The 23438-nt window shown below is 71.0% G+C and carries 20 protein-coding genes and 1 riboswitch; of the genes, 11 read left to right on the forward strand and 9 right to left on the reverse strand.

What is annotated here, in order from left to right; genetic code table 11:
* Nucleotides 1-132 precede the first annotated feature (132 nt).
* The 5 genes from ACWCQS_RS03305 to ACWCQS_RS03325 all read left to right on the forward strand — a co-directional run bounded on the left by ACWCQS_RS03305 (nt 133) and on the right by ACWCQS_RS03325 (nt 7011).
* Nucleotides 133-1314, forward strand: coding sequence for a sensor histidine kinase (locus ACWCQS_RS03305; protein ID WP_451002840.1), 1182 nt, complete (start codon nt 133-135; stop codon nt 1312-1314).
* A 298-nt stretch (nt 1315-1612) separates the two neighbouring features.
* Complete coding sequence (locus ACWCQS_RS03310) at nt 1613-2947, forward strand: sensor histidine kinase (RefSeq protein WP_451002841.1); 1335 nt, start codon at nt 1613-1615, stop codon at nt 2945-2947.
* 121 nt (nt 2948-3068) lie between these two features.
* Complete coding sequence (locus ACWCQS_RS03315) at nt 3069-3758, forward strand: LuxR C-terminal-related transcriptional regulator (protein ID WP_388619479.1); 690 nt, start codon at nt 3069-3071, stop codon at nt 3756-3758.
* A gap of 270 nt (nt 3759-4028) precedes the next feature.
* On the forward strand, nt 4029-5957 hold the full coding sequence (locus tag ACWCQS_RS03320) for a 2-oxoacid:acceptor oxidoreductase subunit alpha (RefSeq protein WP_451002842.1): 1929 nt from the start codon (nt 4029-4031) through the stop codon (nt 5955-5957).
* Nucleotides 5950-7011, forward strand: coding sequence for a 2-oxoacid:ferredoxin oxidoreductase subunit beta (locus ACWCQS_RS03325; protein ID WP_451002843.1), 1062 nt, complete (start codon nt 5950-5952; stop codon nt 7009-7011). The genes ACWCQS_RS03320 and ACWCQS_RS03325 overlap by 8 nt, the downstream gene beginning before the upstream one ends.
* A gap of 17 nt (nt 7012-7028) precedes the next feature.
* On the opposite strand, the gene ACWCQS_RS03330 is transcribed toward ACWCQS_RS03325, so the two are convergent.
* Nucleotides 7029-7433, reverse strand: a complete 405-nt coding sequence (locus ACWCQS_RS03330; protein WP_451002844.1) for a winged helix-turn-helix transcriptional regulator — start codon at nt 7431-7433, stop codon at nt 7029-7031.
* A gap of 102 nt (nt 7434-7535) precedes the next feature.
* On the opposite strand from ACWCQS_RS03330, the gene ACWCQS_RS03335 reads away from it, so the two are divergent.
* The 3 genes from ACWCQS_RS03335 (at nt 7536) to ACWCQS_RS03345 (ending at nt 9958) form a co-directional block, all read left to right on the forward strand.
* Complete coding sequence (locus ACWCQS_RS03335; protein WP_451002845.1) at nt 7536-8390, forward strand: SDR family oxidoreductase; 855 nt, start codon at nt 7536-7538, stop codon at nt 8388-8390.
* A gap of 112 nt (nt 8391-8502) precedes the next feature.
* Entirely contained in the window at nt 8503-9453 is a 951-nt protein-coding gene (rarD, locus tag ACWCQS_RS03340) for an EamA family transporter RarD (RefSeq protein WP_451002846.1), read from the forward strand.
* 37 nt (nt 9454-9490) lie between these two features.
* Nucleotides 9491-9958 (forward strand): VOC family protein, encoded by a 468-nt coding sequence (locus tag ACWCQS_RS03345; protein ID WP_451002847.1) that lies wholly within the window; start codon nt 9491-9493, stop codon nt 9956-9958.
* Between the two features lie 32 nt (nt 9959-9990).
* Here ACWCQS_RS03345 and ACWCQS_RS03350 read toward each other — a convergent pair whose 3' ends face one another.
* Nucleotides 9991-11094, reverse strand: coding sequence for a hypothetical protein (locus tag ACWCQS_RS03350; RefSeq protein WP_451002848.1), 1104 nt, complete (start codon nt 11092-11094; stop codon nt 9991-9993).
* A 195-nt stretch (nt 11095-11289) separates the two neighbouring features.
* On the opposite strand from ACWCQS_RS03350, the gene ACWCQS_RS03355 reads away from it, so the two are divergent.
* The gene (locus tag ACWCQS_RS03355; RefSeq protein ID WP_451002849.1) at nt 11290-11877 is read left to right on the forward strand and encodes a flavodoxin family protein; all 588 of its coding nucleotides are present in this window, start codon (nt 11290-11292) and stop codon (nt 11875-11877) included.
* Nucleotides 11878-11893: 16 nt separating this feature from the next.
* On the opposite strand, the gene ACWCQS_RS03360 is transcribed toward ACWCQS_RS03355, so the two are convergent.
* The 4 genes from ACWCQS_RS03360 to ACWCQS_RS03375 form a co-directional block, all read right to left on the reverse strand.
* On the reverse strand, nt 11894-12811 hold the full coding sequence (locus ACWCQS_RS03360; RefSeq protein ID WP_451002850.1) for an ABC transporter permease: 918 nt from the start codon (nt 12809-12811) through the stop codon (nt 11894-11896).
* Nucleotides 12798-13829: an ATP-binding cassette domain-containing protein gene (locus tag ACWCQS_RS03365; protein ID WP_451002851.1), complete on the reverse strand. Its 1032-nt coding sequence runs from the start codon at nt 13827-13829 to the stop codon at nt 12798-12800. Before ACWCQS_RS03365 ends, ACWCQS_RS03360 begins: the two co-directional genes overlap by 14 nt.
* 71 nt (nt 13830-13900) lie before the next feature.
* Nucleotides 13901-15100, reverse strand: a complete 1200-nt coding sequence (locus tag ACWCQS_RS03370) for a LolA family protein (RefSeq protein WP_451002852.1) — start codon at nt 15098-15100, stop codon at nt 13901-13903.
* Nucleotides 15101-15674: 574 nt separating this feature from the next.
* Nucleotides 15675-16685 carry a polyprenyl synthetase family protein gene (locus tag ACWCQS_RS03375; RefSeq protein WP_450982778.1) on the reverse strand — a complete coding sequence of 337 codons (1011 nt, stop codon included), beginning with the start codon at nt 16683-16685 and terminating at the stop codon, nt 15675-15677.
* Between the two features lie 591 nt (nt 16686-17276).
* Nucleotides 17277-17458: riboswitch (cyclic di-AMP (ydaO/yuaA leader) on the forward strand.
* Between the two features lie 3 nt (nt 17459-17461).
* Here ACWCQS_RS03375 and ACWCQS_RS03380 point away from each other — a divergent pair.
* Complete coding sequence (locus ACWCQS_RS03380; RefSeq protein ID WP_451002853.1) at nt 17462-17956, forward strand: transglycosylase SLT domain-containing protein; 495 nt, start codon at nt 17462-17464, stop codon at nt 17954-17956.
* Between the two features lie 148 nt (nt 17957-18104).
* On the opposite strand, the gene ACWCQS_RS03385 is transcribed toward ACWCQS_RS03380, so the two are convergent.
* From ACWCQS_RS03385 to ACWCQS_RS03395, 3 genes are all read right to left on the reverse strand, one after another.
* Nucleotides 18105-18917, reverse strand: a complete 813-nt coding sequence (locus tag ACWCQS_RS03385; protein ID WP_451002854.1) for an HAD family hydrolase — start codon at nt 18915-18917, stop codon at nt 18105-18107.
* A 128-nt stretch (nt 18918-19045) separates the two neighbouring features.
* A complete protein-coding gene (locus ACWCQS_RS03390) occupies nt 19046-20248 on the reverse strand; it encodes an FAD-dependent oxidoreductase (RefSeq protein ID WP_451002855.1) in 1203 nt (400 codons plus the stop codon).
* Nucleotides 20249-20295: 47 nt separating this feature from the next.
* Complete coding sequence (locus ACWCQS_RS03395; RefSeq protein ID WP_451003019.1) at nt 20296-21537, reverse strand: carboxylate--amine ligase; 1242 nt, start codon at nt 21535-21537, stop codon at nt 20296-20298.
* 305 nt (nt 21538-21842) lie between these two features.
* Here ACWCQS_RS03395 and fahA point away from each other — a divergent pair, with 305 nt between their 5' ends.
* Nucleotides 21843-23060: a fumarylacetoacetase gene (gene fahA / locus ACWCQS_RS03400; RefSeq protein WP_451002856.1), complete on the forward strand. Its 1218-nt coding sequence runs from the start codon at nt 21843-21845 to the stop codon at nt 23058-23060.
* Nucleotides 23061-23438: the final 378 nt, after the last annotated feature.

Genomic DNA, 23438 nt, shown 5'->3' on the forward strand with positions numbered 1-23438 from the left:
GGTAAGCAGCCCGTCACGCCGTGAGACAGATGGCGGCGACGGGCGACGTGTGTGGGGTGGGGTTTTCCCCCGTCGGCGGAGGGCGGCATACCGCATGGCGCGGAGGGTGCACGGCACGGCAGGCTGACCGTTATGACCGCTACCAGCTCAGCCGTCGACCGGGCCGACGGCACCGACCCTCTGCCTCCGATCCGGCCGGCGTACGACGCGCACACGTGGAAGGAGATCCTGTATCTCCTGCTGAACCTGCCGGTGGCGGTGTTCGGCTTCGTCTACGCGATCACTGTGCTGTCCGTCGGCGGGTCCCTGACGATCACCGTCGTCGGCCTGCCGCTGCTGGCGCTCAGTCTGCTGGGCGCCCGGCAGCTGGGGAAGCTGGAGCGAGCCCGCGCGCGAAGGCTGCTCGGGGTGCGGGTGGAGGAGCCGACCCCGCTGCCGCTCGCGAAGAGCGGCGCGCTGACGCAGCGGCTGTGGCTGGCGCTGAAGGACCCGGTGGGCTGGCGGACGCTGCTGTACGACGTCATCCGGCTGCCCTGGGGCATCCTCACCTTCTGCACCGTGCTGACCTCGCTGTTCGTGCTGTGGCCGGTGCTGCCGTATCTGGCGCGGGGCCTGGCGAACGTGGACCGCTTCCTGGTGCGCGGGCTGCTGTCGCCCTCGGACGAGCTGGAGCGCCGTATCGCCGAGCTGGAGTCGGACCGCGGGGTGGTGGTCGACACGGCCGCCGCCGATCTGCGGCGCATCGAGCGGGATCTGCACGACGGGGCCCAGGCGCGGCTGGTCAACCTGGCCATGGGGCTCGGTCTGGCCAAGGAGAAGCTGCTGGAGGATCCCGACTCGGCGGCGGCGATGGTGGAGGAGGCGCACGGCGAGGTGAAGCTGGCCCTCCAGGAGCTGCGCGACCTCGCCCGCGGCATCCATCCGGCCGTGCTCACCGACCGGGGCCTGGACGCGGCCCTGTCCTCGGTCGCCACCCGCTGCACGGTGCCGGTGAAGGTGACCGTGGACCTGCCGGACCGCCCGGCACCGGCCATCGAGGGCATCGCCTACTTCACGGTCTCCGAGCTGCTGCAGAACATCAGCAAGCACAGCGGGGCCCGCACCGCGTCGGTGGACGTGTGGCGCACGGAGGACCGGCTGCTCATCCAGGTCCAGGACGACGGCCGGGGCGGCGCCCGCCTCGAGGACGGCACCGGCATGCGCGGCCTCGCGGAGCGCCTGGGCGCCGTGGACGGCCTGTTCGACCTCGACTCCCCACCCGGCGGCCCGACGGTGGTCACAGCCGAGCTGCCGTGGCGGGACCGCACGCAGTAGCCAACGGCTCCTCATGCAAGTGCTGGCGACTGCTACTCCCCAAGGGGCGCGGGGAACTGCGCGACCAGCCACAACGAACCCGCACCGAACCGACGACAGAACCCCCACGGCTGTCCGCGACCGACGGCAGCAAGAAACTACCGGCACCGAAAACGACACGGCCCACCCGCCGGAGGCCATGGTGGGGAAAACCCCCGCCCCGAGACGCCGACGACCTCCATGGCCCGCGAACCGCCGGCGCACGACCCTGGAAACACGGCTGAACCGCCGCTCACACGACGAGAACGGGACGAGATCAATGGCCATGGAGTACGGACACGGATACGGGCGGGAGGACGAACGGACCCGCACCGGCTTTCGGCTCCCTCCCGCCCTGCGGGCACCGTTCGAGGCGCGCAGCTGGCGCGAGTTCGGCTATGTCCTGCTGAGCCTGCCGATCTCGATCGTGCTGTTCACCTGGACGGTGACCATGGCGTCGCTCGGCGCGGGCCTGCTGGTGACCTTTCTCGGCGTCCCGGTCCTCGCGGCGGCGCTGGCCGGCTGCCGGGGTTTCGGCGCGCTGGAGCGGGCGCGGGCGCGCGGGCTGCTGCGGCTGGAGGTGGCCGAGCCCGAGCCGCTGCGGATGCGCAAGCCGGGCGCGCCGGCCTGGATGGGCGCGGTGCTCAAGAGCGGCACCTCCTGGCGGAACCTGCTGTACGCGCTGGTGCAGTTCCCGTGGGCGGTGTTCTCGTTCTCGGTGGCGGTGAGCCTGTGGACGACGGGCTGGACGCTGCTGACGTACCCGCTGTGGTTCTGGGTCTTCCCGGCGTACGCCGGCCAGGGCGGCATCCAGCTGTACGGCGACGAGCACCACAGCATCTATCTCGACAACCCCTTCGAGATCACCGTGACCGCGCTGGTCGGGCTGCTGTTCACGCTGGCCACGCCGTGGATCGTACGGGCCCTGACGACGGTGGACGGGCTGCTGGTCCGGGGCCTGCTGGGGCCCTCGCCGCTGTCGGCGCGGGTGGTGGAGCTGGAGTCGGACCGCGGGGTGGTGGTCGACACGGCCGCCGCCGATCTGCGGCGCATCGAGCGGGACCTGCACGACGGGGCACAGGCGCGGCTGGTCAACCTCGCGATGGACCTGGGGCTGGCGAAGGAGAAGCTGCGGGAGGATCCGCGGGCGGCGGCGCGGATGGTGGACGAGGCGCACGGCGAGGTGAAGACGGCGCTGCAGGAGCTGCGCGATCTGGCCCGCGGCATCCACCCGGCCGTGCTGACCGACCGGGGCCTGGACGCGGCGCTCTCCTCGGTCGCCTCCCGCTGCACGGTGCCGGTGCGGGTGGAGGTCGATCTGCCGGCCCGCCCGGCGCCGGCCGTCGAGGGCATCGCCTACTTCACGGCCTCCGAGCTGCTGCAGAACATCAGCAAGCACAGCCGGGCCCGCTCCGCGTCGGTGGACGTGTGGCGCGCGGAGGACCGGCTGATGCTGCAGGTGATCGATGACGGCGTCGGTGGCGCGGACGTCTCCCGCGGCTCGGGCCTGGCCGGTCTCGCCGGCCGCCTGGACGCGGTGGACGGCGTCCTCGTGGTGGACTCCCCGGAAGGCGGGCCCACCCGGGTGATCGCGGAACTGCCCTGGCGCACCTGACGCGAGGACCCGGCCCGGCCTTTCCCGCCTCCGCCCCGGGGGCGGGATTGTGCTGGTGCCGCGGGCGGCGCGTACCGAATGCTGGAATGCTGGACCTCCGTACGAGACCTGCGTAGGGACTATGGGGGGCCGGGAGATCGTGGAGGACAGGGTGCGGGTGGTCATCGCCGAGGACTCAGTGCTGCTCAGGGAGGGCCTGACCCGGCTGCTGACCGACCGCGGGCACGACGTCGTGGCCGGCGTCGGGGACGCGGAGGCCCTGGTGAAGACCGTCGCCGATCTGGACGCCCAGGGCGAGCTGCCCGACGTGGTGGTGGCGGACGTACGGATGCCGCCGACGCACACCGACGAGGGCGTACGGGCGGCCGTACGGCTGCGGAAGACCCACCCGGGGCTCGGGGTGCTGGTGCTGTCGCAGTACGTGGAGGAGCGGTACGCCACCGAACTGCTGGCCGGTTCCAGCCGGGGCGTGGGCTATCTGCTCAAGGACCGGGTCGCCGAGGTGCGCGAGTTCGTCGACGCGGTGGTGCGGGTGGCCCAGGGCGGTACGGCGCTCGACCCCGAGGTGGTCGCGCAGCTGCTCGGCCGCAGCCGCAAGCAGGACGTGCTGGCGGGGCTCACCCCGCGGGAGCGCGAGGTGCTGGGGCTGATGGCGGAGGGGCGCACGAACTCGGCGATCGCCAAGCAGCTGGTGGTCAGTGACGGCGCCGTGGAGAAGCACGTCAGCAACATCTTCCTGAAGCTCGGGCTGGCCCCGAGCGAAGGGGACCACCGGCGTGTTCTGGCCGTACTGACCTATCTGAACTCCTGATCCGAAGAACACTGTGTCAGCAGGGCGTCAGACGGTCCGGCTTCTGTGGGAAGTCCGGGTACTCGGATGGAAGACCGGAGGAGACGACCGGGGAAGGACGCCCTGACACCTCAGTGCCATGCCGACTCGACAGCACCACAGGCCGACTCGAATGTCGTCCATTCTGTGGATCGTCTCGGGAAGGCGACCCTAACCGACGTAGGGTTGATCCTGGGATGGTCCGTGGGACGACCACGCCCCGGACAGCCGCCTCGAAGGAGGTCCAGTTCAGTGACCAGCCAGGTCAGCAGCCAGGCGGAGCAGACCGACGGAGCCGTCGTCGGAGAGCAGCGCAAACCGGGCGGCGCCAAGGACGTGCGGCGCCTGGACCGGGTGATCATCCGGTTCGCGGGGGACTCGGGTGACGGCATGCAGCTCACCGGTGACAGGTTCACCTCGGAGACCGCGTCCTTCGGCAACGACCTCTCCACCCTGCCCAACTTCCCCGCCGAGATCCGCGCGCCCGCCGGCACCCTGCCCGGCGTCTCCAGCTTCCAGCTCCACTTCGCCGACCACGACATCCTCACCCCCGGGGACGCGCCGAACGTCCTGGTCGCGATGAACCCGGCCGCGCTGAAGGCGAACATCGGCGATCTGCCGCGCGGCGCCGAGATCATCGTCAACACCGACGAGTTCACCAAGCGCGCCCTGCAGAAGGTCGGCTACGACGCCTCCCCGCTGGACGACGGCTCGCTGGACGGCTACAACCTGCATCCCGTGCCGCTGACCACCCTCACGGTGGAGGCGCTGAAGGAGTTCGACCTCTCCCGCAAGGAGGCCGAGCGCAGCAAGAACATGTTCGCGCTGGGTCTGCTGTCGTGGATGTACCACCGGCCCACCGAGGGCACCGAGAAGTTCCTGAAGTCCAAGTTCGCGAAGAAGCCGCAGATCATGGCGGCGAACATCGCCGCGTTCCGGGCGGGCTGGAACTTCGGCGAGACGACGGAGGACTTCGCGGTCTCCTACGAGGTCGCCCCGGCCACCAAGGCCTTCCCCGTGGGCACCTACCGCAACATCTCCGGCAACCTCGCCCTGGCCTACGGCCTGATCACCGCGTCCCAGCAGGCGGACCTGCCGCTGTTCCTGGGCTCGTACCCGATCACCCCGGCGTCCGACATCCTGCACGAGCTGAGCAAGCACAAGAACTTCGGCGTGCGGACCTTCCAGGCGGAGGACGAGATCGCGGGCATCGGCGCGGCGCTGGGCGCGGCGTTCGGCGGCTCGCTCGCGGTGACCACCACGTCCGGTCCCGGGATCGCGCTGAAGAGCGAGACGATCGGGCTCGCGGTCTCCCTGGAGCTGCCGCTGCTGGTCGTCGACATCCAGCGCGGCGGCCCGTCCACGGGTCTGCCGACCAAGACCGAGCAGGCGGACCTGCTGCAGGCGATGTTCGGCCGCAACGGCGAGGCCCCGGTGCCCATCGTCGCGCCGAAGACGCCGGCGGACTGCTACGACGCCGCTCTGGAGGCGGCCCGGATCGCACTGACCTACCGCACCCCGGTGATGCTGCTGTCCGACGGCTACCTGGCCAACGGCTCCGAGCCCTGGCGGATCCCGGACCTCGACGAACTGCCGGACCTGCGGGTGCAGTTCGCCTCCGGCCCGAACCACACCCTGGACGACGGCACCGAGGTCTTCTGGCCGTACATGCGCGACCCCGAGACCCTCGCCCGGCCGTGGGCGCTTCCGGGCACCCCGGGGCTTGAGCACCGCATCGGCGGCATCGAGAAGCAGGACGGCACGGGCAACATCTCGTACGACCCGGCCAACCACGACTTCATGGTCCGCACCCGGCAGGCCAAGGTCGACGGCATCGAGGTCCCCGACATCGAGGTGGACGACCCGCACGGCGCGACCACCCTGGTACTGGGCTGGGGGTCCACCTACGGGCCGATCACGGCGGCGGTACGGCGGCTGCGCCGCTCCGGCGCGGCGATCGCCCAGACCCACCTGCGCCACCTCAACCCCTTCCCGCGGAATCTGGGTGAGGTGCTGAAGCGGTACGACAAGGTGGTCATCCCCGAGATGAACCTCGGGCAGCTCGCCACCCTGATCCGGGCGAAGTACCTGGTCGACGCCCACTCCTACACCCAGGTCAACGGCATGCCGTTCAAGGCGCAACAGCTCGCCGCGGCGCTGAAGGAGGCCATCGATGACTGACACCGGCAACGGGCTGCTGCAGCTGGTCCCCAAGGCCGAGGCCAAGCAGTCGATGAAGGACTTCAAGTCGGACCAGGAGGTGCGCTGGTGCCCGGGCTGCGGTGACTACGCAATCCTCGCCGCCGTACAGGGCTTCATGCCGGAGCTGGGGCTGGCCAAGGAGAACATCGTCTTCGTCTCCGGCATCGGCTGCTCCTCCCGCTTCCCGTACTACATGAACACCTACGGGATGCACTCCATCCACGGCCGCGCCCCGGCGATCGCCACCGGCCTGGCCACGAGCAGGCGGGATTTGTCGGTGTGGGTGGTCACCGGTGACGGCGACGCGCTGTCGATCGGCGGCAACCACCTCATCCACGCCCTGCGCCGCAACGTCAACCTGAAGATCCTGCTGTTCAACAACCGGATCTACGGCCTGACCAAGGGCCAGTACTCGCCGACCTCCGAGCTCGGCAAGATCACCAAGTCGACGCCAATGGGCTCGCTGGACGCGCCGTTCAACCCGGTGTCGCTGGCGATCGGCGCGGAGGCGTCCTTCGTCGCCCGCACCATCGACTCCGACCGCAAGCATCTGACCGAGGTGCTGCGCGCGGCCGCCGACCACCCGGGCACCGCGCTGATCGAGATCTACCAGAACTGCAACATCTTCAACGACGGCGCCTTCGACGCTCTGAAGGACAAGCAGCAGGCCGAGGAGGCCCTGATCCGGCTGGAGCACGGACAGCCGATCCGCTTCGGCGCCGCCGGCGCGCGCGGCGTCGTACGCAGCCGGGCCACAGGTGACCTGGAGGTCGTCACGGTGACGCCGGAGAACGAGGCGGACATCCTGGTCCACGACGCCCACGCCGCGTCCCCGACCACCGCCTTCGCCCTCTCCCGGCTCGCCGACCCCGACACCCTGCACCACACCCCGATCGGTGTCTTCCGCTCGGTCGACCGGCCGGTCTACGACACGGCGATGGCCGAGCAGCTGGACACCGCGATCGAGCAGAAGGGCAAGGGCGATCTCGCCGCGCTGCTGGCGGGCGGGGACACCTGGACGGTCGTCGGCTGAGGACGCCTTCGGCTTGGCTACGAGGCCCGGGACCGGACGTCCCGGGCCTCGTCGTATGCCCGGCGAGCGCTGAGGACGTCGTCCATGCGCCGCTCGGTCCACCGGGCCAGCGCGCGCACCTGCTCCGCCGCCTCGCAGCCCAGCCCGGTCAGGGAGTAGTCGACGCGCGGCGGGATGACGGGCTTGGCGTCCCGGTGGACGAGACCGTCGCGCTCCAGGGTCTGGAGGGTCTGCGTGAGCATCTTCTCGCTCACGCCACGCCCGCCGAGGCCGCTGATCGCCCGGCGCAGTTCGCTGAAGCGATACGGGCGTTCGAGGAGCTGGATCAGTACCAGCACACCCCAGCGGCTGGTGATGTGCTCCAGGACCAGGCGGTGGGGGCACATGGCCTCGCCGTCACCCTTCCACTCACTTACCGACATGCCCGTACCTTACTTCAAAGTGGGTACTTTCGCGTGGTTAGCGCCCCTCCTAGGGTAAGTGCCATACGAGAGTCACGGCACCCCCACAAGGAGTTCTGAACCATGAGCATCGTCGTCACCGGAGCCACCGGACACCTCGGCCGGCACGTAGTGGAGCAGCTGCTGGAGAAGGTTCCCGCGGAGCAGATCACCGCCGTCGTGCGCGACGAGGCGAAGGCCGCCGACTTCGCCGCCCGCGGGGTGAAGCTGGCCGTCGCCGACTACAACGCGCCCGAGACCTTCGGCGGCCTGTTCGCCGCCGGTGACAAGGTGCTGCTGATCTCGGGCAACGAGTTCGACAAGGGCCGGGTGCAGCAGCACAAGGTCGTCATCGACGCCGCGCAGGCGGCCGGTGTGGCGCTGCTCGCCTACACCAGCGCCCCGGGCAGCCTCACCGCCGCGCTCGCGGACGACCACCGGGCGACGGAGGAGGTGCTGCTCGCCTCCGGCCTGCCGTACACCCTGCTGCGCAACGGCTGGTACCACGAGAACTACACAGAGAACCTGGCCCCGGTGCTGGAACACGGCGCGGTCGTCCAGGCCGCCGGCGACGGCCGGGTCTCCTCGGCCGCCCGCGCCGACTACGCCGCCGCGGCGGTCGCGGTGCTGACCGGCGAGGGTCACGAGAACAAGACCTACGAGCTGGGCGGCGACGAGGCGTGGGGCTTCGCCGAGTACGCGGCCGAGCTGAGCCGGCAGACCGGCAAGGAGATCGTCTACAACGCGGTCTCCGTGGAGACCTTCGCCGGCATCCTCACCGGCGCCGGGCTGCCCGGACCGCTGGCCACGATCCTGGCCGGCGTGGACGCCTCGATCGAGAAGGGCGAGCTGGTGATCTCCTCCGGCGACCTGTCGCGGCTGACCGGCCGTCCCACCACCCCGCTGGCGGAGGCGGTCACCGCCGCGCTCAAGGGCTGAGCGGCCCATGATCCACCCCGGCTGTCATGACCGTATGGCGATACGGCCATGACAGCCGCGGGTTTCGGCGCTACCTTCGTTCTCGCGTGTCTGATGCGAGAGGGAGGGCCCGGTGGCCGGGAAGTCCAAGGGTGAGCACCGAATAGGCCTGCTGAACGGCTTCGCCGCCTACGGCATGTGGGGCCTGGTGCCCCTGTTCTGGCCTCTGCTGAAGCCCGCCGGGGCGGTGGAGATCCTCGCTCACCGCATGGTGTGGTCCCTGGTCGTGGTCGCCGTCGCCCTGCTCTTCGTACGGCGCTGGGCGTGGGCCGGTGAGCTGCTGCGCCAACCGCGCCGGCTCGCGCTCGTCGCCGTGGCCGCCGCCGTCATCACCGTGAACTGGGGCGTCTACATCTGGTCCGTGAACTCCGGCCATGTGGTCGAGGCCTCTCTCGGATACTTCATCAACCCGCTGGTGACCATCGCGATGGGCGTGCTGCTGCTCAAGGAGCGGCTGCGGCCCGTGCAGTGGGCGGCGGTCGCCACCGGCCTCGCCGCCGTCGTCGTCCTGACCATCGGCTACGGCCGCCCGCCGTGGATCTCGCTCGTCCTCGCCTTCTCCTTCGCCACCTACGGCCTGGTCAAGAAGAAGGTCGCCCTCGGCGGCCTGGAGTCGCTGGCCGCCGAGACCGCGATCCAGTTCCTGCCCGCGCTCGGCTATCTGCTGTGGCTCGGCGCGCACGGCAAGGCCAGCTTCATGAGCGACGGGACCGGGCACGCCGCCCTCCTCGCCTCCACCGGCCTGGTCACCGCGCTGCCCCTGGTCTACTTCGGCGCGGCGGCCATCCGCGTGCCGCTGTCCACGCTCGGCCTGCTGCAGTACCTGGCTCCCGTCTTCCAGTTCCTGCTCGGCATCCTGTACTTCCACGAGGCCATGCCGCCCGAGCGCTGGGCCGGGTTCGCGCTGGTCTGGCTGGCGCTGATGCTGCTCACGGGCGACGCGCTGCGCTCGGCGCGGCGGACCAGGCAATCGCTCGTGGTGGCACGCGGCGACCGGGCCGAGTCCGCGGCGGTCGAAGCCTGACGGCCGTTGTCAGTGCCGCGCGCTATAAGTGGCGACCATGTCGACACAGACGCCCGCACCACTGCACTGGAAGCTCGTCATCGACGCGGCCGACCCGCACGCCCAGGCCGACTTCTGGGCCGCCGCGCTCCACTACACGGCCGAGGACAACAGCGCCCTCGTCGAGCGGTTGCTGGCGGCCGGAGCACTGCCCGGCGGAGCGACCGTCGAATACCACGGCCGCCCCGCCTTCCGTGACCTGATCGCCGTACGGCATCCCGAGGATCCATACGACCCGGACACCGGCACGGGGCTGGGTCGGCGCCTGCTCTTCCAACGTGTCCCGGAACCGAAGACGGCCAAGAACCGGCTCCACCTCGACCTGCACGCCGGCCCGAAACGGCGGGCGGCGGAGGTGGCACGCCTGGAGGGGCTGGGCGCGCGGGTGGTTCGCGAGGTGAAGGAGCCGGGCGGGCAGTGGCTGGTGATGACGGACCCGGAGGGCAACGAATTCTGCCTGCAGTAGGCGCGTTGCCCGGTGCCGCCTGGTGCCGCCGGTTACGGCTGTGCGGCTCGGGCCGCCCGGTCGGTCAGGCGGACCATGCGGGCGCGGGCGGACTCCAGCGGGCGCGGGTCGTCGGCGGCGGGACCCGGCTCGGTGGTGAGGTCCGCCCACAGCTCGATGAGGTCGCGGCCCAGCCGCAGGCCCTCCTCGGGATCGCGCACCGCACGCCACGCGGTCGCCGCGCTCTGCACGTTGCCGTACGCGGCCTCCGCGTCCCGCGCCTGCCGGCGCAGCCGCGCGAGGTCCAGGGACTGCCGGCAGGCGCCGACCGGATCGCCTCCCAAGTAGGCGATGTAGGCGGACAGTTCGCGCAGGTGCAGCACCTCGGCGTGGCCGGGGCCCAGCACGGTGGCCGCCTCGGTCACCGTACGGTCGGCGAGCTGCGCGGCCGCCTCGATACGGCCGGAGCGCACGGCCTCGTTGATCCGCGTCATCGGCTCGGTGAACAACTCGGCCCCCTCCGCGGTCTCGGTCACGGGCTCGTCCCCGAGCACCTCCTCGGCGACGGCGTCGAAGCCCCGGGCGGGGGTGGGGGTCGGGGTGGTGGGGGCGGGCTCGGGGACGTAGGCGACGGGCGCCGGCGCCTTGGTGACCGGCATGACCGGCGCGGGGCCGAACTGTCCCGTCGGCGCCTGTACGGTCCCGGCCGGCACGGACGCCGACTGCTTCGGCGGGGACGCCTCCCGCACGCCCTCCGACGAAGGCACAGCCGCCTGAGAAGCCACAGCCGCCGGTGGAGGCACGTCCGCCGTGGTCGGCCGTTCCGGCGAAGCCACGCCCACCGCATCCGACTTCGCCGGTGCGGCCACGCGCACCGCCTGCCCCGTGATCCGGCTGGAGCCGTCCGCCGAGACCTCCAGGGGAACCATGCAGCCCGCCAGGTCGTCGCGGATCGTGGCGCGTATGGGGGCGCCGAGGCTTATGGCCAGACGCTGGAGGTGGTTGAGGACGGCCTGCTGGATCTCCTCGCCCGGCGCCGCCACCACCGACGTCCCGCCCACCGACGCGCCTCCCGCGCCGAACACCCGGACCGGTACCACCGCCGGATGCGCCACGGGCTGCTGCGCCCGCTTCTTCTCGAAGCTGACTCGAGACATCGGCTTTCCCTCACTCCCCCGGCGTGGCGATCCGGTCGTACGCGTCCTGCCGACCAGTGTGTCGGTTCGCTTCGCTTTCCGCGTCACCGCAGCGTCACAGCCTCGCACCAGCCGCACCCTGGCGCACATTGCTTGCGTGTGCATAAGATGCACACGCCTCTATCCGTTGTGCGACCGCACGCCCCGGGGGATCCCATGAGCCGTCGTTTTCTCTTCGTCCTCGGCAGCGCCCGCGCCGAGGGCAACACCGAACTGCTGGCCCGCGCGGCGGCCGAGCAGTTGCCCGCTGACACCGAACAGCGCTGGATCCGCCTGGCCGAGCACCCGCTGCCCGACTTCGTGGACCTGCGGCACGACAGCGACCACGTGCGACCGCCGTCGGACAGCGCGACCGGTCTGCTGCTGGACGCCACCCTGGCGGCCACGGACATCGTGATCGCCTCGCCGCTGTACTGGTACTCGGTGTCCGGCCTCACCAAGCGCTACCTCGACTACTGGTCGGCCTGGCTGCGCACCCCGGACATCGACTTCAAGGCGACCCTGGCCGGGCGCACCCTCTGGGGCATCGCCGCGCTCGCCCACGCCGAGCAGTCGGTCGCCGAGCCCTATACCGGCACGCTCAACAACTCGGCCGCCTACATGGGGATGCGCTTCGGCGGCGTCCTGCTGGGCAACGGCAGCGCTCCGGGTGACGTACTGAAGGACACCGACGCGCTGGCACGCGCGAAGACCTTCTTCGCCCAGGACGCCCCCTTCGCACGATTCCCGTACGACGTCGCCTGAGACGGCCCGGAGGGGATCAGGCGCTGATGTCCTTCGTCGTGAACCGCGCCCAGGCCGCCGAGCCGAACACCGCCGCGTACAGCGCCTGGAGGCCGAGGTTCTTCACCAGGTCGTCCCAGTAGACGGGGTCGCGCACCAGGTCGGCGAAGGACAGCCAGTAGTGAGAGAAGAGGTACGGCCGCAGTGCGTGCAACTGGGGTATCTGGTCGAGGATCTGGACCGTGATGACCAGGCCGACGGTGGTCGCCATCGCTGCGATGCCGCTGTTCGTGAGGGTCGACACGAACAGACCGAGCGCCGCCACGCCGACCAGTGAGGCGGCGACCACCAGGGCGATCAGCAGGGCCCGGCCTAGGCCCTCGGCATAACTGATCTGCGTGCCGGATATGGTCGTCAGGTCGCCCAGCGGAAAGAGCAGCGCGCCCACGATCAGCGCCGAGCCGGCGACGACCAGCGTGGCCAGCAGACAGAAGGCCATCACCGTCGTGTACTTGGTGAGCAGCAGCCGGGTGCGGCCGGCCGGGGCGACCAGCAGATAGCGCAGAGTGCCCGCCCCCGCCTCGCCGGCTATCGCGTCGCCCGCGACGACCCCGACCGCCATCGGCAGGAAGAACGGCAGGGTCGCAGCCAGTGCCGTGAACACCAGGAAGAGGCCGTTGTTGGTGATCTGCGTCATGAACGCCGGGCCCTGGCCGCTGTGGTCCACCGTCCTGCCGCCCCGCGTCTGGATCTTCACCGCGATCCCGACCAGCACCGGCACGGCGGCCAGCACCGCGAGCAGGGCGAGCGTGCGCCAGCGGCGGAGGGTCGTGACGAGTTCGCTGCGCAGCAGCCCGAACGTCCACAGCGGGCTCGGCCGACGCACCAGGGATGCGGGGGCCGTCCCGGACATCGGGCCCGTACCGTTCACGGAGGCCGTCTCAGCCCGCGACATCGAAGCCCTCCCCCGTCAATGCCACGAACGCGTCCTCCAGCGAGGCTCGTTCGACCGTGAACCCCCGGACCCGGACCCCCGCCGCGACCAGGGCCGCGTTCACCTCGGCGAGGTCCCGCGCGGGCGGCTCACCGGTGACCCGGTCGCCGTCGGCGGTGACGTCCCCGACCCCCTGCTCCTTCAGCACCCGGGCCGCCTCGGCCGGATCCGGGGTGGTCACCACCAGCCGGCCGCGCGCCCCGGCCGCCAGGTCGGCCACCGCGCCCTGGGTGATGAGCCGGCCCCGCGCCATGACCGCCGCGTGGGTGCAGACCTGCTCGATCTCGTCGAGGAGGTGGGAGGAGAGGAAGACGGTCGTGCCGTCGGCGGCCAGCTCCCGGATCAGGGCGCGGATCTCGCGCATGCCCTGCGGGTCGAGACCGTTGGTGGGCTCGTCCAGGACGAGCAGCCGGCGCGGCTGGAGCAGCGCGGCGGCCAGACCGAGGCGCTGTCTCATACCCAGCGAGTACGCCTTCGCCTTCTTGCCGGCGGCGGCCGCGAGGCCCACCCGGTCCAGGGCGGCGGCGACGCGGGCGTGCCGGGTGCGCGGGTCGGCGGTCGGGTCGGCGGCGTCGTAGCGCAGCAGGTTGTCCCGGCCGGAGAGGAAGCCGTACAGCGCGGGGCCCTCGATGAGCGCGCCGACCTGCGGAAGGACGGACCGGGCCGCCCGGGGCATCGGGCGGCCCAGCACGCGTGCCGTGCCCGCCGTGGGCTCGATCAGGCCCATCAGCATGCGGATGGTGGTGGTCTTGCCCGAGCCGTTCGGACCGAGGAAGCCGAAGACGCTGCCCGCCGGGACGGTCAGGTCGAGGCCGTCGACGGCGAGTTGTCCGCCGCGGTAGCGCTTGGTGAGGCCGTGGGTGGCGATGACGCTCGCCTCCGCCGGCCCCGGGGCAGGCGTCCCCGCGTCCTCCCCCTGCCCGGGGGCACGCTTCCGCGCCTCCCTCGCCTCCCGCTCCGTGGCGGACGATCCGTCCATCGGCTCCCTCTCGATTCGCGCCTCCCTTGAAGAGTGAACGTACGGTCACGGTCCGTAGTTCCCGGACGGGGTCACTTTCCCGCGTTCGCCGCCTTCACCAGGGCGTCCTTGGTCACCGCGCCGGCGTAGACCTTGCCGTCGTCGGTGATCAGGGCGTTGACCAGGCGGGTGGAGAAGACCGTGCCCTTGCCGAACTTGCCGGAGACCTTGTCGCCGAGCGAGCCGAGGAAGCCGCCGAGGTCACCGCCCCGGGAGCCGGTCGGCAGGCCGCCCTTGGCGCCGCTGTCGAAGGTGGCGATGGACGTCCAGCCCTTGCCGAGGACATCGGCGCCGTTCATACCCTTGGCAAAGTCCTCGCCGGGCTGGGGCGCGTGCTTGCGAGCCGCGGAGTCCTGCTTCTCCTCCGTCACCTTGGCGCCCTTGGGCGGGGTGAAGGCGAAGGTGGAGCCGGCCGGCCGGCCGAAGGTGACCTGGGTGAAGCCCACGTCGAGGACGGCGGCGCCGCCGCTCTTCGGCGTCAGCGTGAACTTCAGCGGCATGCCCGTCTTCGCGTCGACGGCGATGCTGATGGCGCCCACCGTGGTGCCGGACTGCCTGGGCTTGATCAGCAGCTTGTAGGCGTCGCGGCCGGCGACCCGCTCGGTGCCGTCGACCGTGACGGACGTGGTGCCGTCCACCGACTTCAGCGCCTGGTCGGCGAAGTCCTTCGGCGTGGCCGGGGGCTCGGCCTTGCGGTCCTTGCCGGAGTCGGCCGAGGTGCCGTGGTAGACCTCGTTGGTCTTGCTGTTGTAGCCCCATACGTTCTTGCCGTTGTGGATGAGGCTGTACTCGGAGCCGCTCTCCAGCAGCGACAGCTTCTGCTTCTCGGGTCCGTCGGCGGCGACGCGCAACGTGTGCGTGCCGGAGACCAGCGAGGTGAGCTGGGACTGCGGGTCGGCGGAGGAGCCGTCGCCGGAGCCCTTGCCGGCGCCGGAGGCCAGATTGTTCGCCAGGCCGCCGAGGTCGGGCAGGCCGAGGTCGGTGTCGATGCGCACGGTGCCGGACAGTTGCTGCACGTCCGACTTGGCGATCTTCTCGATGAGCTGCTGTGCGGTGATCCTGGGTAGGTCGGGGTCACCGGAAGCGGCGAGCGCCGGGACCAGACCGATCGTGGCCGCCGCGACCCCCACCACGGCGACCGGGACCGCGTAACGGGCCGTCCTGCGGCGTCGGGCGTGCCGCTCCTCGTCCCGAGCGGCGTCCACTGCGTCGTCGGATTCGTACGGTGCCATGTGTGCCTTACCTCCGTCGTCGGCGGCGGCTGTTCTCACGCTGGTCCATCAGAGCCGCCATTCTCACCCGAATCGGTGAGGAGTGGTGATTTCCGTGGTTTCCATCTCACCAAATCGGCCATGAAGAAGCGTCAGACCTCGGGGCCAACTCCGCATACGACTGGGGTATGACACACGGGGGCAGGAACTCCCCCGACCCGTAGGGGTCTCACCGGAACGGAGGGGGCCGTACGGGGGCACGGAGGGGCGTACGGACTCATGGGGCGTACGGATCGCACGGCTGGAGGAGTTGCGCGACGGGCGGCCGGAGGCATGCCCGGGCGCCGACCCAGCGGCCCCTCGAACGGCCTGAGCGCGGCGAGAGGCACGGATGGAGACATCCCGGGGGCTGGCGGCCTGAACACGGCAAGGCGCACGGCCGGAAACGCTGCACGACGGACAGCCGGAAGCGTGCCTCGGGCGCACGGCCTGAACGGCGGCGAGGCGCACGGCCGGAAACCCGGCGCGACGGAGACCCGCAATCGCGTCCGGGTCGCGGCCGGAGCTGTGGTGTGGTGTGCGGCAGGCGGCCTGGTCAGCCGGCGCGGTGGACCACCGCGTCGCACAGCTCCATCAGCGCGGCCTTGGCGTCGCACTCGCGCAGCGGCGCCAGCGCGGCCCGCGCCTCCTCCGCGTACCGCACGGTGTCCCGGCGGGCCTGCTCCAGCGCGGGGTGGGCGCGCAGCGCGACCAGCGCCTCGGCGTGTCGGGCGTCGTCACTGAGATCGGAGTCCAGCAGCTCGCACAGGGCGATGTCCTCGGCCAGGCCGAGCCGGGCCGCCCGCTCGCGCAGCCGGAGCACGGGCAGGGTCGCGATGCCCTCGCGCAGGTCGGTGCCCGGGGTCTTGCCGGACTCGTGCGAGTCGGAGGCGATGTCCAGGACGTCGTCGGCGAGCTGGAAGGCGACCCCGAGCCGCTCGCCGTACTGGGTGAGCACGTCCACGACCGTCTCGTCGGCACCGGACATCATCGCGCCGAACCGGCACGAGACCGCCACCAGCGAGCCAGTCTTTCCGCCGAGCACGTCCAGGTAGTGCTCGACCGGGTCACGGCCGTCGGAGGGACCGGCGGTCTCCAGGATCTGGCCCGTGACCAGCCGCTCGAAGGCGAGCGCCTGCACCCGGACCGCCTCGGGGCCGAGGTCGGCGAGGATCTGGGAGGCGCGGGCGAAGAGGAAGTCGCCGGTGAGGACCGCGACGGAGTTGCCCCAGCGGGTGTTGGCGCTGTCCACGCCGCGCCGCACGGCCGCCTCGTCCATGACGTCGTCGTGGTACAGCGTGGCCAGGTGGGTCAGCTCCACGACCACGGCCGAGGGCACGATGCCCGGCGCGTAGGGATCGCCGAACTGGGCCGCGAGCATCACGAGCAGCGGCCGGAACCGCTTCCCGCCGGCTCGTACGAGGTGCTGCGCGGCCTCCGTGATGAACGGGACCTCGCTCTTGGTGGCCTCGAGCAAGCCTTCCTCGACAGCCGCCAATCCGGCCTGGACATCGGCTTCCAGAGCCTGGTCCCGCACGCTCAGCCCGAACGGCCCGACGACGGTCACGAGGGGTCTCCTGTCTGCTGGTGTCTGCTGGCGATTACACGGTTTGTCGATAGGTCGCTGCCATCACTCAAGTCAGCGTATCCGGTCCCTGTTCGATCACCGATAGCGCCCACCGGTCCAGCCTGGGCGGTATCGGATCACGACCGGTATGTTTTTGATCAAGTAATAAGAGCGGACATTTATCGACTTAACAGGAACCCACACGCTTTGTCGCGAGCCGAGGGGCGAGCGGAGTAATGCCTACACCCCAGACAACGACGGGCGCCACACCAGGGGTTCCGCCAGGGGCTCCGTCACGGCTTCCGCCACAGACCTCCATCGATCCACCCGAATCCATCTTGTCCGATTTGAAATACTTTGTTATTTCGTGAATTGGGTCACGTCGGTCTCCGGCGCCGAACACCCGTCAAACCCCCTTCCCCCCTTGCACCGTCCGCGAGTTGATGGTTGGCAGCCGCAAAGGATCAAGTACCCCATACGACACAGACCAAGGTCAAATGGCGCTTTGTACGCATCAGGTACTTGTTTCGGACATGTGCTCTCGCATACGTTCCGGACCGTCGGGCGGACGCCGAATCCTGCCGCCGCCCGTGTGACCCATCGACGAACTCATTCGTATGGCAGGAGCGGGGGACCCAGGTAAGTCGCCTGACCGGTCGGCACACGCCGCACCGGGACGGCTAGGGGTGAAGCCGTGCCTTCTCACGAAGGCGCGGCCGGGCACCTCACCGCCCAAACCCGACAGCTCACCTCGCAGGCGACGGAGAGGACTTCCCATGCCTTCTGCCGCTCGGCACCGCCGCCCCCGCACCAACCGCCTCGCCCGCACCCTCGCCGTCGTCGGCACCGGAGCCGCCGTCCTCGCCCTGCCGCTCATCGGCGCCGCCGGCGCATCCGCGGCCACCGGCACGACGACCACCAAGTCGGCCTCCACCACCCTCGCCGGGTACCCGAACAACCTCGACGGCTGGATCCGCCAGTCCCTCGCGATCATGGCCCAGAAGGGCATCCCGGGCACCTACAACGGCATCTACCGCAACATCATGCGGGAGTCCTCGGGTAACCCGTACGCCATCAACCTCTGGGACTCCAACGCCGCCAAGGGCATCCCCTCCAAGGGCCTGCTCCAGGTGATCGACCCGACCTTCAACGCGTACCACGTGGCCGGCACCGCCCTCAATCCGTACGACCCGGTCGCCAACATCACCGCGGCCTGCAACTACGCCGCCGCCCGGTACGGGTCCATCGACAACGTGTCCAGCGCGTACTGACCGGTCCCGCAGGCCGGCACGGCATCGGCCGCCCGGTGTGCCCACACCTGACGGAGGGGCGCACCGGGCGGCCGTCGCTTCCTCCCGAGACGGTCGTGCACCGGGACGCCGAGTACGGGCCGGGCACGGCCGCGTACTGATGTGCCGGTCAGTCGGTCGGGAACAGTCTTTCGAGGACGACGGCGATGCCGTCGTCCTCGTTCGACAGAGTGATCTCATCGGCCACCGCCTTCAGTTCGCCATGCGCGTTGGCCATGGCGACCCCGCGTCCCGCCCAGTCGAACATCGGGATGTCGTTGGGCATGTCGCCGAACGCCAGCGCCTCCTCCGCCGCCACCCCTAGCCGCTCGGCAGCCAGCGCGAGACCGGTCGCCTTGGTCACCCCGGACGGCTGGAGCTCCACGGTCCCCGGCCCCGACATGGTGACCGTGGCCAGCGAGCCCACCACCGCACGCGCCGCTTCCGCCAACTCGTCGTCGGACAGGGTGGGGTGGCGCAGCAGCACCTTGCTGATCGGCGCACACCACAGGTCGTCGCGCCGGCCGACCCGCACCGCGGGCAGGGTCGGGTGCGGCATCCGGTATCCGGGCTCGATGAGCGTGAGCCCGTCGACCCCGTCCTGGTCGACGGCCGCGTACACCTGCCCCACCTCGGCCTCGATCTTGCCGAGCGCCGTCTCGGCCAGCTCCCGGTCCAGCCGGACCGACCACAGCAGGCGGCCGGTCCCGGCGTCGTACACCTGTGCGCCCTGTCCGCACACCGCGAGCCCCGTGCAGCCGAGGTGCGCCAGCAGCGGCCGCACCCGCGGGGCCGGGCGGCCCGTCACCACCAGGTGCCGGGCACCGGCCCGCGCCCCCCGCGCGAGCCCGGCGAGCGACCGGTCGGAGACGGTGTCGTCGCCGCGCAGCAGCGTTCCGTCCAAGTCGGTGGCGATCAGTGAATATGTGGGGGAGGCTGCCATGATCAGAGAATACGGATACCGAGCCCCACCGACTCACCTTGTCGCCCTGCGCACTTACGTACTGGTCGACCCCAAGTAGTGCCCCGCGGTTCCTTGTTGATAAGAGGCAGCAGGTGCTGCAGGAGGTCTCAGCCGTGGGCCGCCGCCAGGTGTTTCGTCAGGCGCGGTGAGGCGAACTCCGTGCCGCAGACGAAGCGCATCACCGGTCCGTACGACGACGCCGCCGGCAGACCGGTGAAGTACAGGCCCGGAACGGACGAGACGAAACCGGGTCCGAGCTTCGGCGTGCCGCGGCTGACCGCGAGCCGGGTGCGCAGTTCGTGGCCGAGGAAGTCCATCGCCGCGATGTCGACCCGGTAGCCGGTGGCGGCGATGACATGGTCGGCGGTGAGCCGCTCGGTGTGCCCGCCGTGGGTGCGGACGGTGAGGACGGGGCTGCCGTCCGGTGCCTCGGCGTTCACGACCCGCTCCACGTCCTGCACCTGCACCGCGCTCTCGAAGCGCTCGCGCAGCCACCAGGCGCCGAGCGGACCGAGGACCCGGCGGACCAGGAAGTGGCGGGTGGCCTCGGGCAGGTAGCGGTAGGGGTGCGGGTAGTAGCTGAACGCCCACAGCGACCAGGCGCGGCCGAACGGAGACTCGGGGCGCAGCTTGGACTGCTTCCAGGGCGGCGCGCCGAAGGCGACCCGGCCGCGGCCGCGCGCGACGACACGCACGCGTGCCCCTGCCTCGGCGGCGAGCGCCGCCGTCTCCAGCGCGGACTGGCCCGCGCCGACCACGATGAGCTCCTTGCCGGCGAAGCGGCTCAGGTCGTGGTGCTGGGAGCTGTGCGAGACCGGGCCGGTGGGCGCCGGACCGTCGGCCGCGGCTCCCGCGAGCTCCGCCGGCAGGTGCGCCAGGCCCGACAGTCCGGTGGCGACGACGACCGCGCGCGCGGTGAACATCTCCCCCGAGTCCAGCTTCAGCTCGAAGCCGCCGCTCGTGTCGCGGTCCACGGAGACGACCCGCACCCGCTCCAGGTCGGGGACGAGTTTGTGCTGGAACCACTCGCCGTAGCCGATGAACGTCTCCACCGGGATGATGTCCTCGTCACCCACCAGGCGGCGGATGCCGGCCGCATCGCAGTAGTCGGCGAGGGTGTGGGCGGGCTGTGGGCAGTCGAAATTCGAGGCGGCGGGCGTCGACTTCAGGAGCATGCCCTCGGGCATGTGGTCGCGCCAGCTGACCATGGGGTCGCCGAAGACGCGGACGGGGATACCGCGCGCCCGCAGATGGGCGGCGGTGGACAGGCCGAACGGCCCGGCCCCGATGACTGCAACCGGTCGAGTCACGAAGTCCCTCCCCAGGACATGGTGCGCCACTCTTTGTGTGGCTTTGCCTACTTCGTGGAGGTGCTGCCGCGGCGGTTGGTCCGCCACAGCTGATAGAGGTGCTTCGCGCCCGGGCGCACGAAGCGGGCGAGCATCGTGAGGAACGGCAGCGGGTCGTCACCCGCGAGCCAGGCCAGCTCCGTCCCGCTCGCCTTCGCCGGCGCGTGCGGCGTCGTATAGCCGCTGCGGCGGTAGGCGAGGAGGGCGGGGAGGTCGATGTTCTCCACGATGTAGCGGTGGCCGGCGCGCTGTTCCCCCTCCGGAACGGGGCGGCCGGTCAGGTTCAGGTGCATCGCGCGTACGACGTCCACACCCGACTCGTTCTCGAAGAGCCGGAACTGGGCGCCCATGCGCGGGTTGAAGTCGAGGAGTTTGTACTGTCCGTCGCGCCGGTCGAAGCGCAGGTCGAGGTCGATGATGCCGCTGTAGCCGATCTGTTTGATGAAACGTGCGGCGAGGTCGGTGAGTTCCGGGTTGTCGACGACGTACGCGTTCGCCGTCATGCCGGCGTGCGGCGGCCATGAGCGGACCTTGACCCCGGTGAACAGGGCGAGAGGGCTCGCGTCCTGGTCGAAGCAGGCGTGCACGATCCAGTCCTCGGCCTCCTCGCGCGGCAGGTACTCCTGGAGGATCACCCCCGGCCGTTCGCCCCAGTCGCGGGCGAGGGCGAGCAGGCCCTCGCGGGTGGCGATCCGCGTGGTGCCGTTGACGGCGGGCTGTTTGCGCCGGACGAACGCCTCACGGTTCTTGGCCACCACCGGGAAGCGGGCCGTGTCGGCGAAGGCGACGATGTCCTCGTACGACTCCGGGAACGCCGACGCGGGGCTCGCGATGCCGTGCTCCACACACAGTTCGTGCAGGCCCTGCTTGCTGGCGAGCCGGCGCGGCAGCGCGGGATCCACGCGCGGGAAGAGAAAGGAACCGGCCAGATCGTCCTGGTGCTCGGCGATCAGCACGGCGGCCTCCTCGTCGGTCGGGACGAGGACGGCGGGGCGGCCGATCCGGCGGCCGATCCGCAGCAGGCCCTCGACCAGGTGACCCGGGTCCTCCGCACCGGTCGTCGGCCACACGAAGGCCTTCTTCAGATAACGGGAGGAGGCCGCGGGCGTGTACGCGTCCTCGGTGATGGCGTACATGGGCACGCCGAGCCGGCCCAGGCTGCGGATCGCGCCGACGCCGCCGTGGTGCAGCGGATAGTCGCCGAACTTGACGATCAGTCCTGGTACGTCCCGGTCCACCTCGAACGGCACGCCGACGGTGTCTCCGGCCACGGGTCCCCCCACGTGTCCCCCCAATGGAACGGACCCACCCCGTCCGTGTCCCCAAAGGACGCTAAGCCGGAATTGCCGCCTCCGACAAGGCCTATTCGGACATTGCGAACTCTTTAGACAGGGTGCGAGCAACCTTTCGAAGACCCTGTGACACACATCTTTCGGACACCGTGGCGGGTGCCGCAGAGGTCTCTGCCCAAGACACGCATCGCGGCCGTAACGTGTGGCGCGACCACATGGAACGAGCGCCATGCACGGCCCGGATGAGAGTGAGGCAGCACCCCATGCCCCCCTTCGACGTCCCCGAGGGCGACCCCTTCGGCCCGCACAACCTTCCCTATGGCGTGTTCTCGCCCTCCGGCAGCACGGAACGGAGGGTCGGTGTCCGGCTCGGGGACCAGGTCCTCGACGCGGGCGCCGCGGCCGCCGCCCTCGGCTCGCCGCACCACCCGCTGCTCGCGCGGCCCACCCTCAACGCGCTGCTGGCCGCCGGCCGCCCGGCCTGGTCGGAGGTACGACGCGCCGTCACGTCCTGGGTCACGGACCCCGCGCACCGCGAGGCCGTCGAGCCGCTGTTCCACCCCCTGTCCGAGGTGACCCTGCACCTGCCCTTCGAGGTGGCGGACTACGTCGACTTCTACTCCTCGGAGAACCACGCCCGTAACGTCGGCCGGATCTTCCGCCCGGACGCCGAGGACTCCCTCACCCCCAACTGGAAGCATCTGCCGATCGGTTACCACGGCCGCTCCGGCACGGTCGTCGTCTCCGGCACGGACGTCGTACGGCCCTCCGGGCAGCGCAAGGCCCCGGCCGACCCGGCGCCCGTCTTCGGCCCGTCGATCCGGCTGGACATCGAGGCCGAGGTCGGCTTCGTCGTGGGCGTGCCGTCCGAGCTGGGCCGGCCGGTCGCGCTCGGCGACTTCCGCGACCACGTCTTCGGGCTGTGCCTGCTGAACGACTGGTCCGCGCGGGACATCCAGGCCTGGGAGTACGTCCCCCTCGGCCCCTTCCTCGGCAAGTCCTTCGCGACCTCGGTGTCGGCGTGGATCACCCCGCTGGAAGCGCTGGAGCACGCGCGCGTGGCGCCTCCGGAGCGCACGCACCCGCTGCTGCCCTACCTGGACGACTCGGCACTCGGTATCGAGCCCGGCGGCTACGACCTGCGGATCTCCGTCGCCATCAACGGCCACGTGGTCTCCGAGCCGCCCTTTTCGACCATGTACTGGACCGCCGCCCAGCAGCTCGCCCACATGACGGTGAACGGCGCCTCGCTGCGCACCGGCGACCTGTACGGCTCGGGCACGGTCAGCGGCCCCAAGGAGGCTCAGCGCGGCTCGCTGCTGGAGCTGACCTGGAACGGCCGCGACCCCCTCGAACTCCCGGACGGCAAGCGGACCTTCCTGGAGGACGGGGATGTGGTGACCCTGTCGGCCTGGGCCCCCGGCGCGGACGGGCGCCGGGTCGGGCTGGGGGAGGTCAGCGGGCGGGTCGTGTCGGGCTGACCGGCAGGTCGTAGCTGTACACCATCCCGGCGTTCGGCCTGTGCGCGGTCACCGGCGTCCCGGCAGGGGACGCGCTGACCGTGCACGCCCGGGAAATCGTCCGCACCACCGGGCTCGCGGCACGCCGCCTCGCTGCCACCGTCCGCCCGCCACCGTGAGGCGCCCGAACCCACCGAGGGAGGACGGGGGCTTGGTGGCCTGCGCAGTGGTCCTGGGGTTCGGAGCGGACGACGTACTGGAGGCAGTGCGGCAGGCCTTCCGGGAGCGGGAGCCGCACGGCCTCCGCCCCGGAAACCGGGCAAGCCGGACGCCGGGGAGAGCCGGCGGCGCAACGGCCCGACCGATCCACGCCGAGACCTGACTCTCGCCGCCCCGCAC

This window comes from Streptomyces sp. NPDC002076 (assembly GCF_053593835.1).

What these genes read in the sequence shown, in the direction of transcription:
- ACWCQS_RS03370 (WP_451002852.1), bottom strand. Translation starts at nt 15,100, where the DNA reads ATGGCACCGTACGAATCCGACGACGCAGTGGACGCCGCTCGGGACGAG.
- ACWCQS_RS03360 (WP_451002850.1), bottom strand. Translation starts at nt 12,811, where the DNA reads ATGTCGCGGGCTGAGACGGCCTCCGTGAACGGTACGGGCCCGATGTCC.
- ACWCQS_RS03310 (WP_451002841.1), top strand. Translation starts at nt 1,613, where the DNA reads ATGGCCATGGAGTACGGACACGGATACGGGCGGGAGGACGAACGGACC.
- ACWCQS_RS03345 (WP_451002847.1), top strand. Translation starts at nt 9,491, where the DNA reads ATGTCGACACAGACGCCCGCACCACTGCACTGGAAGCTCGTCATCGAC.
- ACWCQS_RS03315 (WP_388619479.1), top strand. Translation starts at nt 3,069, where the DNA reads ATGGGGGGCCGGGAGATCGTGGAGGACAGGGTGCGGGTGGTCATCGCC.
- ACWCQS_RS03355 (WP_451002849.1), top strand. Translation starts at nt 11,290, where the DNA reads ATGAGCCGTCGTTTTCTCTTCGTCCTCGGCAGCGCCCGCGCCGAGGGC.
- ACWCQS_RS03365 (WP_451002851.1), bottom strand. Translation starts at nt 13,829, where the DNA reads ATGGACGGATCGTCCGCCACGGAGCGGGAGGCGAGGGAGGCGCGGAAG.
- ACWCQS_RS03325 (WP_451002843.1), top strand. Translation starts at nt 5,950, where the DNA reads ATGACTGACACCGGCAACGGGCTGCTGCAGCTGGTCCCCAAGGCCGAG.
- ACWCQS_RS03330 (WP_451002844.1), bottom strand. Translation starts at nt 7,433, where the DNA reads ATGTCGGTAAGTGAGTGGAAGGGTGACGGCGAGGCCATGTGCCCCCAC.
- ACWCQS_RS03380 (WP_451002853.1), top strand. Translation starts at nt 17,462, where the DNA reads ATGCCTTCTGCCGCTCGGCACCGCCGCCCCCGCACCAACCGCCTCGCC.
- ACWCQS_RS03385 (WP_451002854.1), bottom strand. Translation starts at nt 18,917, where the DNA reads ATGGCAGCCTCCCCCACATATTCACTGATCGCCACCGACTTGGACGGA.
- ACWCQS_RS03350 (WP_451002848.1), bottom strand. Translation starts at nt 11,094, where the DNA reads ATGTCTCGAGTCAGCTTCGAGAAGAAGCGGGCGCAGCAGCCCGTGGCG.
- fahA (WP_451002856.1), top strand. Translation starts at nt 21,843, where the DNA reads ATGCCCCCCTTCGACGTCCCCGAGGGCGACCCCTTCGGCCCGCACAAC.
- ACWCQS_RS03335 (WP_451002845.1), top strand. Translation starts at nt 7,536, where the DNA reads ATGAGCATCGTCGTCACCGGAGCCACCGGACACCTCGGCCGGCACGTA.
- ACWCQS_RS03305 (WP_451002840.1), top strand. Translation starts at nt 133, where the DNA reads ATGACCGCTACCAGCTCAGCCGTCGACCGGGCCGACGGCACCGACCCT.